This is a genomic window from Chryseobacterium paridis (genome assembly GCF_016595215.1).
GTDB classification, from domain to species: domain Bacteria; phylum Bacteroidota; class Bacteroidia; order Flavobacteriales; family Weeksellaceae; genus Chryseobacterium; species Chryseobacterium paridis.
Genome location: NZ_JAENHK010000010.1, coordinates 1,734,739 through 1,751,680, shown reverse-complemented (window position 1 = coordinate 1,751,680; position 16,942 = coordinate 1,734,739). Strand labels below are relative to the sequence as shown.

12 protein-coding genes and 2 tRNA genes are annotated in these 16,942 nt (G+C 32.3%); 1 reads left to right on the top strand and 13 read right to left on the bottom strand.

All coding sequences use genetic code 11. The annotated features are described in order from the left end of the window. Positions 1-2 precede the first annotated feature (2 nt). The 9 genes from JHL15_RS17360 to JHL15_RS17320 form a co-directional block, all read right to left on the bottom strand. The gene (locus JHL15_RS17360) at positions 3-2,207 is read right to left on the bottom strand and encodes a peptidase domain-containing ABC transporter (RefSeq protein WP_200247808.1); all 2,205 of its coding nucleotides are present in this window, start codon (positions 2,205-2,207) and stop codon (positions 3-5) included. Continuing rightward, positions 2,204-5,272, bottom strand: a complete 3,069-nt coding sequence (locus JHL15_RS17355; protein ID WP_200247806.1) for a lantibiotic dehydratase — start codon at positions 5,270-5,272, stop codon at positions 2,204-2,206. Before JHL15_RS17355 ends, JHL15_RS17360 begins: the two co-directional genes overlap by 4 nt. Next, the gene (locus JHL15_RS17350) at positions 5,250-6,236 is read right to left on the bottom strand and encodes an LLM class flavin-dependent oxidoreductase (protein ID WP_200247804.1); all 987 of its coding nucleotides are present in this window, start codon (positions 6,234-6,236) and stop codon (positions 5,250-5,252) included. The genes JHL15_RS17355 and JHL15_RS17350 overlap by 23 nt, the downstream gene beginning before the upstream one ends. After that, the gene (locus JHL15_RS17345) at positions 6,233-7,408 is read right to left on the bottom strand and encodes a lanthionine synthetase LanC family protein (protein ID WP_200247802.1); all 1,176 of its coding nucleotides are present in this window, start codon (positions 7,406-7,408) and stop codon (positions 6,233-6,235) included. Before JHL15_RS17345 ends, JHL15_RS17350 begins: the two co-directional genes overlap by 4 nt. After that, positions 7,398-8,561, bottom strand: coding sequence for a lanthionine synthetase LanC family protein (locus JHL15_RS17340; RefSeq protein WP_200247800.1), 1,164 nt, complete (start codon positions 8,559-8,561; stop codon positions 7,398-7,400). Before JHL15_RS17340 ends, JHL15_RS17345 begins: the two co-directional genes overlap by 11 nt. 87 nt (positions 8,562-8,648) lie before the next feature. Continuing rightward, entirely contained in the window at positions 8,649-8,822 is a 174-nt protein-coding gene (locus tag JHL15_RS17335) for a class I lanthipeptide (protein ID WP_200247799.1), read from the bottom strand. Between the two features lie 84 nt (positions 8,823-8,906). Further along, entirely contained in the window at positions 8,907-9,080 is a 174-nt protein-coding gene (locus tag JHL15_RS17330) for a class I lanthipeptide (protein WP_200247797.1), read from the bottom strand. A gap of 83 nt (positions 9,081-9,163) precedes the next feature. Then, complete coding sequence (locus tag JHL15_RS17325) at positions 9,164-9,337, bottom strand: class I lanthipeptide (protein ID WP_200247795.1); 174 nt, start codon at positions 9,335-9,337, stop codon at positions 9,164-9,166. A 140-nt stretch (positions 9,338-9,477) separates the two neighbouring features. Next, a complete protein-coding gene (locus JHL15_RS17320) occupies positions 9,478-11,874 on the bottom strand; it encodes a TonB-dependent receptor (RefSeq protein ID WP_200247794.1) in 2,397 nt (798 codons plus the stop codon). A 346-nt stretch (positions 11,875-12,220) separates the two neighbouring features. Here JHL15_RS17320 and JHL15_RS17315 point away from each other — a divergent pair, with 346 nt between their 5' ends. Continuing rightward, positions 12,221-12,976: a response regulator transcription factor gene (locus JHL15_RS17315; protein WP_200247792.1), complete on the top strand. Its 756-nt coding sequence runs from the start codon at positions 12,221-12,223 to the stop codon at positions 12,974-12,976. Positions 12,977-13,089: 113 nt separating this feature from the next. On the opposite strand, the gene JHL15_RS17310 is transcribed toward JHL15_RS17315, so the two are convergent. From JHL15_RS17310 to JHL15_RS17295, 4 genes are all read right to left on the bottom strand, one after another. Further along, positions 13,090-13,162 (bottom strand) — tRNA-Phe (locus JHL15_RS17310). Between the two features lie 144 nt (positions 13,163-13,306). Next, positions 13,307-14,653, bottom strand: coding sequence for a DUF3472 domain-containing protein (locus tag JHL15_RS17305; protein WP_200247790.1), 1,347 nt, complete (start codon positions 14,651-14,653; stop codon positions 13,307-13,309). Between the two features lie 260 nt (positions 14,654-14,913). Further along, positions 14,914-14,986: transfer RNA gene (locus JHL15_RS17300), tRNA-Phe, on the bottom strand. Positions 14,987-15,093: 107 nt separating this feature from the next. Beyond that, complete coding sequence (locus JHL15_RS17295; protein WP_200247789.1) at positions 15,094-16,935, bottom strand: lysophospholipid acyltransferase family protein; 1,842 nt, start codon at positions 16,933-16,935, stop codon at positions 15,094-15,096. Positions 16,936-16,942 lie beyond the last annotated feature (7 nt).

Below are 16,942 nucleotides of genomic sequence, written 5' to 3'. Positions count from 1 at the left end.
TTTTATGTACCAAGCTCAAGTTGGTTTTTAACGAGATTGTAGTAGTCGGATTTTTTTTCTACCAGTGACTGGTGATCTCCTTGCTCTATGATTTTTCCTTGTTTTAACACAATGATTTGATCGGCATTTTTAACGGTGGAAAGACGGTGGGCAATAATAACAACCGTTTTCCCTTTAAAAAATTCCTGTAGATTATCGTGAATTACCTTTTCATTTTCCGCATCCAAAGCAGAAGTCGCTTCATCAAAGAAAATAAAATGAGGTTCTTTATAAACTGCTCTTGCAATAAGAATACGTTGCTTTTGTCCTCCTGAAATGCCATTCCCAGAAGCGCCGATTTTTGTATTTAGACCTAATGGTAATTCATTTACAAAGGAATCTATATTGGCTATTTGGAGGGATTTTTTTAATTTTTCATAATCAATGTCTTCCTCACTCGTTGCAATATTTCTTTCAATGGAATCTGAAAAAATATAACCATCCTGCATTACTACACCGCAGTTTTTTCTTAAATCTTTAGGGGAAATTTCTTTTGCATTAGCATGATTGAAAAAAATATCGCCTTCTGCGGGATCATAAAATTTAAGCAACATTTTCATTAAAGTAGTTTTTCCACTACCACTGGCTCCCACAATGGCAGTAACTTTTCCCTCTGGAATAAAAAGATTAATATCTTTCAGGACGTAAGGTGATTGCGGTCCCTCATATTGAAATGATACATTTTTAAAATATATTCCTCGTTCTATACCGTTTTTTTTAACATATTTTTCATGAGTAAGTGGTATAAAATCGTCAGATTCTTCTTCGGGATGATCATGTACCTCATTAAGACGGGCCAGACTAAGTTTGGCGTCCTGAAGGGATCTAAAAAAATCAACAAGCTGCCCTATTGGAGAATTCATTTGTCCGATGATATAAGATACACTGAGCAAAGCTCCTAAAGTCATATCTCCTTTTACAACAAACGATGCCGCTAAAAACGTAACAATAATATTTTTTAACTGATTGATAAATTCAAATCCGGAAAGCTGGATTTGATCAATTTTAAGATATCTGATGTTAATCTTATATAGTTTTTGTTGGATTTTTTCCCATTCTTTACGTTTGAAATCTTCAAACTGATTAATTTTCATTTCGGAAACCCCGTTAATCATTTCGTAAATAACTTCCTGGTTTTCTCCTTTTTTCTGGAAGCGGTAATAGTCGAGCATCTTTCTTTTATTAAGCCAAATGACTGACCATAAAACTGAGAGAATTGTTAGTGATAAATAGACCAACAATATTTTATAATCATAATAAAATAATACTCCGAAAAATACTGAAAAAGTAATGATAGAGAAGAAAGTGAGTAAACTATTTGATGTCAGAAACTGTTCTATTCTTTCATTATCAGCAATCCTCTGGGAAAAATCACCAATCATTTTACTGTCGAAAAAGTTGATTGGAAGTTTTAATACTTTTTTGAGAAATTCTGAAATAATATTGATGCTTAAATGAGTACCTATATAAAGCATCAGCCAGTTTCTAAAGATATTGATGATAATTGAACCTAAAAAAAGTCCTAACTGGGCAAGCAAAATAATGAAAATGAAATTCATATTTTTTGCATTAACTCCTCTATCAATGAGTGCCTGGGTCAAAAAGGGAAAAATTAAAGTAAGTGCACTTCCGCCAAGAAGTAACAAAAACATTGTAAAAAGCTGTTTTTTGTATGGCTTTATATAGCTGAACATATATTTCATGGTTAGCTCATCTACAGAAGGAGGAGCAAGGTCATAAAATTTTTGTGAAGGATTTACAAATAGTGCCACCCCTTCATTCTCATCGGAATACCATAGTTTTTTAAATTCTTCTTCATGAAGATTGATCAATCCATATGCGGGATCGGCTACTTTATAAGTTCTTTTTTTATTCCAAAAAGATACTTTTACATCATGGAGAACCACAAAATGTTTCTTTTTCCAGTGTAGAATACAAGGTAAAGTCCCATGATTGTTTAAGGTGTCTATACTTATTTTTGAAGCAATTGTTTCAACACCTAATTCATTCGCAGCCTGTTGGATACTAAGTAATGACACTCCTTCTTTAGAAATGTAAGATATTTTTCTGAGATACTGAATCGGATAGTTTTTCCCAAGTATGTTAAAAATCATTTTTAAACATGCCGGTCCGCAATCCATTCTGTCATGTTGTGGTGTGAATTTCATACATTATTAAATTTCATTTTTCCAACTCTTTCTTTATAAAATTTATGCAGGATGTTATAGATAAGCAATTCGTGCGCTCTTGCATTAGCTCTGATATAACGGTTGATATGCATATGGATAATGCTGTTGATCAGTTCTTCTTTCTTTATTTTTAATTCGGAAAACACAATATCTATTTTTTTGAAATTTTCTTCAATTATTTTTTGAAGATCCACATCTGGATTTTCTATTACAGATGACAAAAAGCTTTGATTATCTCGGAATTTTCTGTCAATCTGTTTTTTTACATTCTTATCTACATAGAATTCTTCATTAAACTGAGCAGAAAGCCTTTCAAGGATATTTAGTTTTTCCCCATCATCAAATTCAAAAATACTCAGGTACTGATGAATTGTAGAAGATATCAACATCCATAAAGGTATGTTATTTTCTCCTGAATTATACTGTAAAATATCGGTTACCAGCTCACTATCATGATAAAACAATTGTTCGACTTTGTTAATCAGTGTATAACCATATCTTTCAAGTTCTCGTTCATAGGTTCCTAATTCTATTTTCCATATTATTCCACTTTCTATATCATCTTTAAAACAAGTGTTCAGAAGAGACATGATTTTACCAATATCATATGTTGAATTTATTTTTAATCTGAGTCGTAAATGAAAATCAGGATCATTATATCGTATGAAAAACCATTCGGAAATTAATTTTTGTTCCTTAAAACTATCGGCTAAAGGTCTTATTTTGTTCATGAGAATATCATCTGCAACCTTCACTCCTGTATATATTCTATAATATAACCAATCTTGCCCAGGAATGAATTTTTCAGGCGTGTTTTTGTCAACGACGGTATGATATGAATGATTTATCTTGGCAACATTATTTTTTACAGATAAAATAATTTCATTCGCAAATTCATGTTCATCCATATTATAAATACATTCTCTTAAATAAATCTGACTGCTTTTCTTCATTTCTTCCAATAATACAGACATCAAAATTTCATTGTTGGAATCCATCAAAAACTCATTTTCTCCACCGGAAAAATAAAAATATCTTGGGATTTTATGGTCTTTCAGATATTGTAAAAGAGATTGGATGTTCAGATCAATGAAGTCGTTACGTTTTATTTTCCAGGATGCAGGCGACAGAATAAGATTTTCGCCGTAAGTAATCCTTGGGAAGAAACGAAATGATGCCTGATTGGCATGTCCGAAATTTAAAGACAAATGAGAGATCATATCCTGATGTCTGATATCATTCAAAAACTGATAGATAGGCAAAGAATTATAATGATAATTATGCGCTGATGAATTATAAATTTTTAATTCCTTATTGTGCTTTTTATCGATAAGGATAATCTTATTATTCCATATTTTTATGTAAATATCCTGAATGCTGACCTGTTTGGAATCCGCGGAACCTGTAGTAAGAAAAGGAACTTCATATTCTCTGTCTACATTTCTAATCAATAAATTTCCATCCCGGTCATCCTGAACATGAAGCAATTCACAATGCAGTTTATCGTCTACTGAGCTTTCAATATTGGCAATATGGGAAACGAAATGATGAACATCATCATCCGAATTGGAAAATCTTCCTAATAAATTAGTCGCACTTGTATTTCCTATATTTCCGATTATAATTTTTTCTCCGCATTTGCTATACATAACAGAAAATGTGTGTGGCATTTCAGTTAAAACGTTCTGATGGATTTCAGGAAAGTCAGACGTTGTCAGGTCAATGATGAAATCTCCATTTTTGTGAGCTTTCAGAAGCTTTTTGCTCCAGAATTCCTGTGTTTTTTTATCATAGCTGATTCTTATAGCAGAACCTTCAGGGTAATTCCAGTCGATATCATCTATAAGGTCAGAAAATGAGCTGAAGTCCTTATTTCCCTGTTTATAACCAATGCCTATTTCATTATCAAGAGCAATAACTAAAGGTATTGCCTTGTCTTCATACCTTTCATAAAAAGCTTTTTTAAAATCTTCTATATTGGATTGATAGAAAGGGTCGTCTTCATCCTTTCTGGAAAAAAAAGAGAAAATTTCGATAGCTTTATATATTTTTTTCTGATCTTCAGTGATGGAATTTACAGAACTGGATTTTCTTTTGAGGTTTGAGCTCACGACATATTTTTTATCATAGCCGCTTTCGAGAATTTCATCCAGATATGAATATATTTTATGATAATTTCCTGTGTTCTGGTTGAATATATTATTATCAATATCCTTGAGCTCTTTTTCAATATGACCAAGTATATTATGGATGTGTTTTATTTTCTGATCCTTCTCCAGTAATTCTGAATTTTCTGTTAAAAAAGATTTTAGCTGATGCATTGGCTCAGGTTTGTTTAAACAAACATCAAGATTGCTTATAAGGATTTGCTCGTCTATAAGTCCGGAAACGTAGGCGTATATTTCCTCTTGGTTTACATCTTCTACATTTTCATAAATATAATCTGAAATTTCCTGTATTGATTTTGAGTGGTCACAGAATGAAAAAATAAGCTCTAAAACCTCATCTGCTTCTAATGAAATTAATACATGTTCTCTTTTCTGACTTAATTTTATTTCAATATATCTGTAATCATTACCTACTTTATATAATGAGGGATTAGGTTTAAATATTAACAGATTTCTCACAGAAGGAAGCTGATTGATGAGTCTTAGTAACTTGTAAACAATTGAAAAGTCTAAGGTACTTTTCCTGATGTATTGATCTTCTATATCTTCATTTTCCGTATTGATCTGTTGTAGAGAATATGTGGAAAACAATCCGAATGGAGTAGATTTTGATACGGCTCTTATGTAATATTTTAATAATGAAATACTGAGTTTTTTAGTGTTTTTATCTGTTAGGTTTGTAGAAACAGAGAATTTTTCCCATTCCATATACAGTTCAGGAGAAGAAAGGTATACCGCATCTCTAAATTGTATATCATTCCATAAATTTTTTACAAATTGTTGAAGTTCAGTATAATTATCAGGAATGTCTTTATATTTTCCCAGAGAAAAAAGAGGGGTCCTGATAAATGCTTTATCGAGAAAGTTCAGTTTCATAGGCGTGGATTAGAGAAAATTTCTCACTAATATTTTTTAAATTATTAATTTTTTCATCATTAGTTGGTGCTAGGTCGTAGATCACAAATTCATCAATCCCGAATTTCTCTTTCCAGTTTGTCAGCAATTCATATAAAGAATCTATTGTACACGGAATCATAATGAAAGTATCCTTGAAATTTTCTGAGGCAAGCTCTACGAGATCCTGCTGCTTTTTAATAGCTGCTTCAAGAGTATGATCCATTATGATGGCTAATGAGATGATAAGTTTAGGATATTTATGATGGATTTTATAAAATTCTTCTTTGTTTTTCTCTATATCCTCTTTATTGAAGGGGAGATTATTAATATCCTGTCCAAAATTGTGAAATACCGAAATACAGTGGTTAAGATCATGAGATAGTGTACTGAAAAATGCATTGAAGTTAGTCGATAAATGCCATAATTCGGGTTTCAATCCCTTATAAGGTGGAATTAATATTGATTTTGATTTTAAATTTTCTTCTTCATTTTCAATTAAATCAATAATTTCTTTAAAGTTTTCTTGAAATTTTTCATAGTTATTGTGAATTCCTACGCCGGAGGCATTTTGTATATACTGGCTATCCGGAAGTCCTTTGGATAAGCCCAAAGCTATACGGTCATGGAACAGGTTATTCAATAATTTGTAGGTGGTTACAGTTGCATAAGGTGTATACAAGTTAATTGAAGTACCTGCGGATGCTATTTTTATTCTTTCCGTAGATCCCGCGATCAAAGAAATAAGAATATCTGGATTTGTATAAGGATGATTCTGTATATGGGTATAGTGATGCTCAGCCAGCCAAAATCTTGAATAATTATATTCTTCTGCTTTCACAGCGTAATCAATAATACTGCTGAAACTGGAGAGGGAATCTTCATTTTCCCTGTATCCTAAATCGATAATACCTAAGTTTATGTTTTGTGATTCTTTGTTTTTCATATGAGTAGTTTAAAAAGGGTGTTATTATTATGCATTCCGTTTAAAACAAGTAAGGCACCTAGTTTTCCGCCATATAACCACGAGAGATCATTAGCCGAGATGTCTTTATAGAGATCCAATATAAGATACTCCCTGGTTCTTTTAATCCAGTATTGTGATGCTTCATTGTATTCTGATCTGTTATCTATTTTATATAAAGAATCATATAAAAAGGCAAGTCCTGAACTTCCGTGGCAGAAGTGATGACTTTCAATACCGGTGGTTTCAAAGGTGGTTCTTTTTACAGTTTCCAGAGCAATTTTTTCTGCGAGGCTAATGTAATTTTGGTTTTTAAGAAGCTTTCCTGCTTTTAATAAATAATATGAAAATGTAAGATCACTGTTGCACCATGAAAGCCTATTGTTCTGACGTTTAATGATATTATCATTTTCTTCATAGATATTATAATACTTGAAAATGTGGATTTTATCTATTGTATAGTTAAAATCAAGTACGTTAATTATATTTTGAAGAAGCCGGTCTATGGTTTCGACTATGTATTGATTTTCACCATATTTGTTCAGATAATCAAGATATGTTTTTACAATTCCCAAATGGCCATGTTTAAGTCCGAAATTATAACCCTGAACAAATATATTTTCAGATTGAGTATAAAACTCTTTCCCATTTTTACTGCTTCTTTCAAGATGCTTCAGAATGAGACTTACATCATGGTCTCCAGATGAATTCAGAAAATATTGCAGATTCCCAATGGGGCCACTCAAATAATCATAGTATTCTTGTGAAATAAATTTTAAAGTATTTTCGAATATGATTTCATCAACGATTCTAAGTTGTTCTGCAAAATCATCTTCATCTAGAAGTTCTTTCTTAATAAAATCTTTTAAAATAAATCCTAAGCCTGCAGCTCCTGAAAGCAGAGTAGAATTTTTAAGTAAATTATTATCCGTTTTATTTTCGATATTTAATAAAACACTTTCTAAAAGTTCTGAAATCTTGGCAATGTACCTTTCATCACCTGTAGCTTCATAAAATGAAGATAAATAATTCACGACACCTAATCTTCCTTTAAACAAATCATCATCCCTCATTTCTGAAAAATCGAAATTCAGAATTTTTTCATTGTATTCGGAAGTGAGCGCCGAAGTGCTCTGCTCTGTACTATATATCATATTTTAGAAAGTTTAAAAATAATTCTGAATCATTTGTCAAGTGCGAAAGCAATGCAATACCAATTCCTGAAATTCCTTGTGAAAAACTCAGATGAGCGTAATCCTGATCACTATTGAAATAAGAGGAATATCCGGCCCATTTAGAGTTTTCGGAATTGAATTCTGCAGTTTTTTTATACCAGTAGAGGTGAGCATCCCTGAATGATGCTATTTCATAATTTCTGGAAAGATGATAAAAGAAGGAGCTCAATCCGATTGTACCATAAATAAGATTTGCATCTTTAATATATTTAGGTTGCTCTTCTCGGTATTTTGCCCAATGATCCAAAACCTTTAGACCCTCGGTTACCATTCTCTCGTCATTGATATTTTCTCCAGCTTTAATCAAGATATATCCTATTCCGATATCTCCATAACTCAAGTTGCTGTATTCTGAAAAATCATTTTGAAAGGCAAATTGAGGAAACCAGTTATTGTTGCTTATCTGCTTTTGGGAAAGAATAAAGCGAACACCTGAAAGTATAAGTTGTCTACATCTTTTTGTTTCAATTCCGGCTTTATATAATTTAATTAAAAATGATAAAATACCTGCAATACCATGATTGAGATTAGTTTCAACACAGTTTACTCCTCTGAAATCAAATTCCCAGTATATTTCTTGATCACTTTTTGTAATTTTTTTCTCTTCTATAACCTGTAAAATATCTTTCAGTATACTTTCTCTTTTTGTGAAAGAATGTCTTTTTAAAAAATAAGTTCCACCAGAAAGTGCACCAGTAATATTGTGCAGATTTTTTTTATCTATTTCTTCATTTGTAATTTCCAGAATTATTTCATCCAGATCATTAAGCAAACTATCCTCTGTATCTAGGATATTATGATCTGTTAAAAACTGTATGTAAAGCCCGAGCTCGATAATATCTGTTTTTGTGGTATAGCTACTATAATTTTCATCAAGTTGTTCTATACAATTCTCAAGAATTTCAAGGGAAAAATCAAGATCTTCTTCCTGATTGAAATATTTAAAACTATAATAATGGAATAGAGAGAGACCTAAAAGTCCATTAGATAGTCCGATACCATTAAATTTATCTTTGTTGTCAGATAGGACATTTTTAATCTGACAAATCTTTTCTACATTATCAAAATCCATATGATAGTCGGGATGATTAGTTTTTTTTTATTGTCTAAAAGAAAGAAGTACACACTCCCTCTTTCAGTATATAAAACGTATGAAAATTTAAGAAGTGGTGATTGTTTTTGAAGGTGGATCCACCAAGCTCTTACAAGTTGTCCATGCACATGAACCTGCTGCAGCCGCACCTCCTTTAATACTATTGATTTGTGCATCTTGTAATTTACTGATAGCTTCTTTGTTGATTTGAAGTCCCTGGTTTAATTTTAATTTTTTCATGGTTTTGAAATTTGGTTATTAATGGTTTTATAAGAAAGAGACTGAAAAACAGTCTCTTTCCATGATGAAAAGGTTGTAAGTTGACTAAGATGCAACTATAGTTTTTGTAGGAGGAGTAACAACAGTAGTGTTGCAAGATTTCCATCCACAAGATCCTGCCGCAGCACCCCCCTTGATGTTTTTGATTTGTTCATCCTGTAATTTGCTGATTGCTTCTTTATTAATTTGAAGCCCCTTATTTAGTTTTAATTTTTTCATGATTTTTAAAATTATTGTTGATAAATAGTTTTTATTAGAAAGAGACTCATGAAAATGGTCTCTTTCTTTAAAGTTTAAGTTGATTAAGAAGCAACTATAGTTTTTGTAGGAGGAGTAACAACTGTAGTGTTGCAAGAACTCCATCCGCAAGAACCTGCCGCAGCACCCCCTTTGATGTTTTTGATTTGTTCGTCTTGTAATTTGCTGATTGCTTCTTTGTTAATTTGAAGCCCCTTGTTTAGTTTTAGCTTTTTCATGATGTTTAAAATTAATATTTTGTAATTACGAGTTACATTTTATGGTCATACAACTCTTTACTGGACCCTATTTGCAAATAATATATTGATACTTTTCTCTCCTATTGCGCACTAAGAAATAATAAGTAAATCAATCTGTTTTAATTTGAAGCTCTCGCTTTTTCCTCTTCGTTTCCGAAATTCTTCTGTTGTACGGATATTTTACTGTTTCCGAACTTATAGCTAATGGATAACCTCACGTTGCGGGTATCATAATAATTTCTGAAAGATACTTTTATATCATTAGAATATGCAGTGTATGTACTTCTTTGGCCACTCAGTAAATCATCACCGACCAACACTATTCTTAATTTATTACTTAGGAGATTGCAAACCACTCCTACATTCAGATTAGATCTTGAAGTGGTTTTATAAATATCCTGTACTCCAGCAAAACTGTAATCATAACTCAGTGCAATCTGTAAGGTCTTGCTTTTATTAATACTGATCGCATTGTAAATTGACAGATTGGAATTCCACCCATTCCTACTAGGATTGGTAAAACTCACAAGAGATTTTGAGTCTGAATAAAATAGGTCTCCAGTAGCTACTGTTTCTATCCAGCTTAAAGGATTGAATGTGTAAGATTCGTTAAGTCCCCATGTATTAGTTTCGAAATAATTCTCAGGCCGGATGATCTGGATATTGGTAACAGGATCTATAGAAGGAAGTTGTTGGAAACCGTTGCTCAACCGTGAAAAATATATTTTACTAATCCAATTTTTATAAGAATAGTTTAATTCAAAATTATCCGTATATGAGGGCTGTAAAAAAGGATTTCCCTCTACATATGTATATTGATTTGAAACTATTCTGAAAGGATTAAGGGATTCGAATGAAGGTCTGTTGATTCTCCTGCTGTAATTAGCTGAAATATTATTGTCTTTATTGATTGCATACATAATGTATGCTGTAGGAAAAAGCTTGGTGTAATTTCTATTGAAGTTTTCATTTGCAATAGCATTATTCCCTTTAATTTGAGTGTTTTCAAGTCTTAGACCCAATTGGAAAGTCCATTTTTCAACACTTTTTTCTGCTGAAATATAACCTGCCTGAGTATTTTCTTTATATTTAAAATTATTAGTTTGTTGATATCCTTGCTCTGTTTCATCAACATTTAAATTATACCATCTTAGATCATTCCCTGTATCTGAAAAGGAAAATTTAGCTCCCATACTTAATTTTATTCCTTTGAGCGGTAATTCTAGATCAGTTTTTAGTGAAGTATTGTTGAGATTTAAATTACCATAATTTGCACCACTTTGTTTTGTTGAAATATCTTCATTGTCATTATAAAGGTTGACCGATGTAAATGCATAATCTGATTTTTCTTTATAATTAAAATAATCTACATCAAGCGATAATTTAGTACCTAAAGTATCAATCTTATATATCGAATGGAAGTTTAGAGAATTTGACGGAGATTTTGAATTTGAAAGTGCATTGGTTACAATATCATATTTTTTATTTGAGCCCCATTTATTAAACACAGTAATAAGATTATTGCTGTTGTCAATTTTCATGTTGTTAGTCTGTGTTAAAAAAATAACTCCCATCGAAAATTTATCAGAAAAATCATAATCTGCTCCAGCTCTGAAGCTAAAGGAGGGATCGTAATGTATCTTTCGGGGTTGATAACCAACCCAAGTTTCGTTAGGGAAATTCATTGTATTCTGATCAATATTTCTTTGTGAACCTGTTAAATAGTTAATGTTAGTGCTTAGGGATAATTTATCTTTTTTGATCATAAAATTCCCTCCCACTGAACCTAAGGCATACGTCTTTTGTATATATGAACTTCGTATGGTAGTATTCCATGTGTTATTTTTACCGTTTTTATATCTTATATTAATAAGACCACTATTTCCCTGAGCATCATACTTTGCTGGTGGAGTAGTGATGACTTCAATAGATTTGATATCGTCGGAAGAAATTGATTTTAAATAATTACTCAATTCGTTGCCATTCAGCTGTACTATTCTGTCATCTATCATTACAGAAACGCCACTTTTTCCAATGATAGATATTTCGTCATTTTTTATCTGAACTCCCGGAATAACTTTCAGGGCATCTAAAACATCTCCTCCTGCTGCTGAAACAGACTTTTCTACATTGAAAACAAGTCGATCTATCTTTCTTTCTATTAATTTTTTTTCAGATCTTATGATGACACCTTCTATGTTTTGTACAGTTTCTACTTGATATTTTCTTTTAACATCTTCATTGATATCAATTGATTCGCTTATTAAGCGTTCATTATTTTGTATTACTTCCAGCAAATACTTTCCTTTCTGTGGTAACTGGATTTTAAATTCTCCATGTTCATTGGTAATTGTTGAAAATTTTTGTTTATTTTCTATAGTGGCTATAACTTCCACATCTTGTATTGGTATGTTATTAGTATTCGATACCAAACCTGAAATGCTTTGTGCAGTAACGTAGCCTCCAGAACAAAAAATGACTAAATAGATAAATAACCTTAATAATATATTCTTCATACTTTAATTAAACAAATAAATAATTGTCTTAGGGAAAGAGTTGATTTTTTAAATGTTTTAATCACCATATTTCACCTATGATTTTTTCTCAATAGTAAATCTATTAAAAGTTATTTAGCTTATAAATTTTTATGATAGCTCAAATGGCTTATTAATAATGTTTTGTATAGTAGTATTTATGATGGACTTCAAATAATGGTGAATTGATTTTTGTATTAATCTCTTGCTCATGGGAATTATTTTTCATAAATTTAGACGGATTGATTTAACTAAAAGCTACACTTTAGTGTAGAATCATCATTTAAATTGATTGTGTATTGAAAAAACTGTAACCAAATTTGAATTTATGAGTGAAAATTTTAATGGCTCTTTTTTTCCTGAAAGAGGGAAGAAAGGCGTATTAAGTGAAGAGAATGAACAGTCGAATTATCTGGAAATAACGGATGCATTTTCCAGAGCAATTTACATGAGTGTGTATATTATCGATTATCAAAAAAGGCATTTTGAGTATGTTTCAGAGAATCCTTTATTCCTTTGTGGGAATACGGCTGATGAAGTAAAAGAGATGGGGTACGACTTTTACTTTAAATATGTTCAGAAAAGTGATGCTGATTTGTTGCAGAAAATTGATAAGATAAGATCTGAGTTTTATGAAACAATTCCGGTGAATGAAAGGAAATATTACACCCTTTCTTATGATATCCATTTAGTGAATAACAATAAAGCTATTCTGGTTAATCAAAAATTAACCCCTCTTTTTCTTACAGAAAAGGGGAAAATATGGAAAGCAATGGGGGTTGTTTCCCTTTCTACCAATACGAATTCTGGAAATATTACTATTTCAAAACAAGGGACAAATGATTATTGGTGGTATGATACGCAGGATGAGGTATGGAGGAATGAACAAAAAATAAAATTAAGCGAGAGAGAATTGGATGTATTACGTTATTATGCACAAGGATATACCATTAATAAGATCGCGGAGAAGATTTTTGTTTCACCAGATACGATTAAATTTCATCGAAGGAAATTATTTGAGAAAATGCAGGTCAGTAATATCTCTGAAGCATTGGCTTTTGTTACAAATAATAAACTGCTTTAGAACGTTTTAAGGAATAGTGAAAATTTTTATTGATAGATTGACTGTGATCAATATTAATTATAAGTGTAAAGTTTCATAAAAAACAAAAAACCACCTTATATAAGGTGGTTTTGTGGTTTCTCCAGGAATCGAACCAGGGACACATGGATTTTCAATCCATTGCTCTACCAACTGAGCTAAGAAACCAATATGATTGTTGTGTTACTTCGTTGTTTAAAGTGGGTGCAAAAATAGTAATTTTTATTATATCATGCAATAAAAACTTTGAAATAGGCGAAAATAAAAAGCCAGTTATTTATTTTTATAAAATAACTGGCTGATTGTTTGATGTTAAGGGAGATTTGAAAAATCGATGTTTGGAGACTGGGTTGGTGCAGTCACTGAAAATTGGGTGCCTGGAGCTACAATAGAGTTGAAAAATCCTCCGTTTTGTAAAAAGAAAGCATTACCATTTGTTCCACCCATAGCATCTATTCTCTGTTGAGCATTATAGGTGTTATCCACACTAAACTTTGCCCCTGAAACAGCAAGCCAGTTTCCATCTGATGTTCTCACCCATTGATTTTTAAATTCTACTTTTCTCCCCTGATATCCATTCTCGGGATTAAAATTTTCTACAAAACTGTAAAAATTCTTTAGATAAGTAGAGGTTTGTGGTCTTTTCCAACTGGCAATAAGCTTCCATGTGGTAGTTTCTGGTGAAAGAAACCATGCAGTATAATCTGTTTTACCATTCCCGTCTGGTTCTCCCTTTAATAAAAATTTATAAGTCTGTCCAGCGGTCCAGTTGTATTTATAATAACTCTGTCCCCCTGAACCTTCATTACCAAATTCACCAGTTGTAACTCCACTTCCTGCTCTATTGAGTATTATCTTGTGGTCGGGAGGGATATTATTGGGGTCATCTGTATCAAATGGGCTCCAGACAGAAAATAAAATTCTTCTTTCTGTAGCAGAGTTAACCTGCATACCAAAATAGCCTTCTTTAAAGCCGTTAGCCATAAAATATGAACCAATTTTATCTTCCCCTGTTGGGACGGTTACTTCGTTATAATAATAACTTACATTATTGGTGGTAGGAATTGTATAATTAAGATGGCAGGAAGGTCCTCGACGAGCCCAATAATAATATGATGAATCATTACTGAATATGTTAGTTCCTGTGGAGGCTGCACCACTGAAGGTAACATCTGTAACATCTGCGAAATAACCACCAGTCTTAGAAACACCCTGAAGGTCAACTTTTACATAACCTGGAGTAGAAATAGGAAAATCTCCCACACTATAGTCTGTATATGCAGATCCTGTTAATGTAACATTTTTTGATATACTGCCAATTGTTACTTTTACTACACTGGTTCCGGAAGGAACAGACGCCTTTAACCCAATATTTAAAGTTCCGGAGTTACTAACTCTGAAATAAGTGCTGATAACTGTATTAGAGCTGGTCCAATTAGCTAGTTTAGTAGAAGTGATCACCTCATTAGCTCCAGAAGATTTTACAGTTAAAAATGAGTTTCCGGCGACGGGAACACTGAAAGAAGAATTATCCAATGAAGAAGATGTCTTTCCTTGTTTGGAAATAGTATCGTCGTTTGAGATATTAGTCTCTGCGCACGATTGAAAAATAAGTAGAGCAATACCTAAAAAGGTATTTGTTAATATTTTTGTCCTCATAATATGTTTGTAATTTGGTTTACAGCTACTAATTTAATTTTTTTATGGATATAACAAAAATTTATTTCACATATTGTAGATTAAATAAAAGTCTAAGTGTATTATGAGTACAAAAAGTTGCTGATGAAGTAATGTCTTTTAAGGATTTTGTAATTGCTCTTTTTCTGAATCAGGTATATATAAAGAAGATTAGAGTATAAGGAGAGTAGAAGTCGTACACGAAATAAAAACAAAAAACCACCTTGTATAAGGTGGTTTTGTGGTTTCTCCAGGAATCGAACCAGGGACACATGGATTTTCAATCCATTGCTCTACCAACTGAGCTAAGAAACCAATATGTTTGTTTGACTTACTTCGTTGTTTTAAAGTGATGCAAAAGTAGTAAGTTTTCGTATATGACGCAAGTATTAACGCTACTTTTTTTCTTTAAAATTAAAAACCTACTGATTCTCAGTCGGATTATTTTCCTGTTCCTTTCTGATTTGCTCACTCATTTCCTCTAATACTGGTTTAATCGTACTTTCAGGAAGGTCGCTAATACGGATATACATAAGTCCGTCAATCGCATCATTGAAGTTGGGATCTACATTAAATGCGATTACCTTTGCGTTCTGCTTGATGTACTTTTTGATCAAAACAGGTAATCTTAATTCCGGTTCAAGATCATCAATAATTTTGTCAAGTTTATTAAGATCGGATTCCATTTCTTCGAAAAAGATATTTTTATCACGATCTCTAAGCTTCACTTTATATTCATTTCTGGGAGTGATGTATTGAGCAACTGCACCATCATAATAATTAGAGCGCATGAACTCTATCATCAAAGATTTTGAAAATTCTGAGAATTTGTTCGAAATACTTACTCCTCCCATTAAAAATTTATGGTCTGGATTTCTCAGGCATACATGAACAATTCCTCGCCATAATAAAAATAGAGGAAGTGGCTTTTGCTGATATTCCTGGCAAATATAGGCTCTTCCCATTTCAATAACTTTTTTAAAGAAAGGGTGGATGTCCTGTTCGAATTCAAAAAGGGAGCTGGTGTAAAATCCTTTGATCCCAAATTTTTTCATAACCTCTTTCCCTAAAGCCATTCTATAAGCACCTACCAGCATTTCTGCCGTGCTGTCCCAAAGGAAAAGATGATGATAGTGTTTGTCATATTCGTCCAGATCAAAAGGCAAATTACTTCCCTCACCAACAGCACGGAAAGTAAGTTCTCTTTGTCTGCCTATTTCTCTCATTACAGAAGGAATCTCTTCATATGTAGTGAAATAGATTTCATAATTACCATTGCTGAAAAGCATTTTGTCTGTGCCTTTCAATTTATTGATATCATTGATAATGCTCTCTTTAGGAGTTTCATCTATGATGTTCTGTACAATATTCTCCTCCTTAAGCAAAGGAAACTTTAAGGAAAGATTTTGAAGATTAATAACCTGTGCAAGGGATTTTCTCTTTTCGTAGTAAGATTTCATCATATACACCTTACGTTTCAGAAATTCACCTAGCTCTTCAATGTTCTCCATCTCTTCCATTGCTTTTACAGCGATAGGTTTACCAATTCTGATACGAATAGGTTTTTCCCTGTCGTTCATCATCTCTGACGGCAACATTAAAGTCTGCAGGCTAGGATGTATTTTAGCGACCTGATAAAATAAAGTGCTGTTTTTAGCATGAAAGTACATCGGAACGACAGGTACTTTAGCCATTTTAATTAACTTCAAAGCTGGCTTTTCCCATTCTCTGTCTAAGATCTCGCTGTATGGGTTGTTCTTATTAGAAACCTCTCCAGCTGGAAAGATACCAACGCAACCTCCATTTTGCAGATGCTTTAAAGTCTCCCGCATTCCGGAAGAACTGTTATATGCACCTTTTCTGTTTTCAAATGGATTTACCGAAATTACAAAAGGTTCCATTGGTTTTATTTTCTCCAGTAGAAAATTACCCATTACTTTAAAATCCGGACGTACTTCAGTTAAAATTTTACACATTAATATGCCATCAATAGCTCCAAGTGGGTGATTGGAAACCAAAATAAATGGACCTGTTTTAGGGATTTTAGCCAAATCCTCTTCAAAAGCGATATAGCTTAAATTTCTTTCCCTTACAAATGAATCGAAAAAGTCTTTACCTTCCTTGTCTTTTAGTTTATCATATAGTTTGTTAACTTCATTTATTTTAGCAACACTCATAATAGCAGATGCTACAGGGTTTTTTAAAAACCCTATTTTATGTAGGCCGGAAGCTTGGATTAAATCGTTTTTCGAAATTAGGCTCATATGTGTT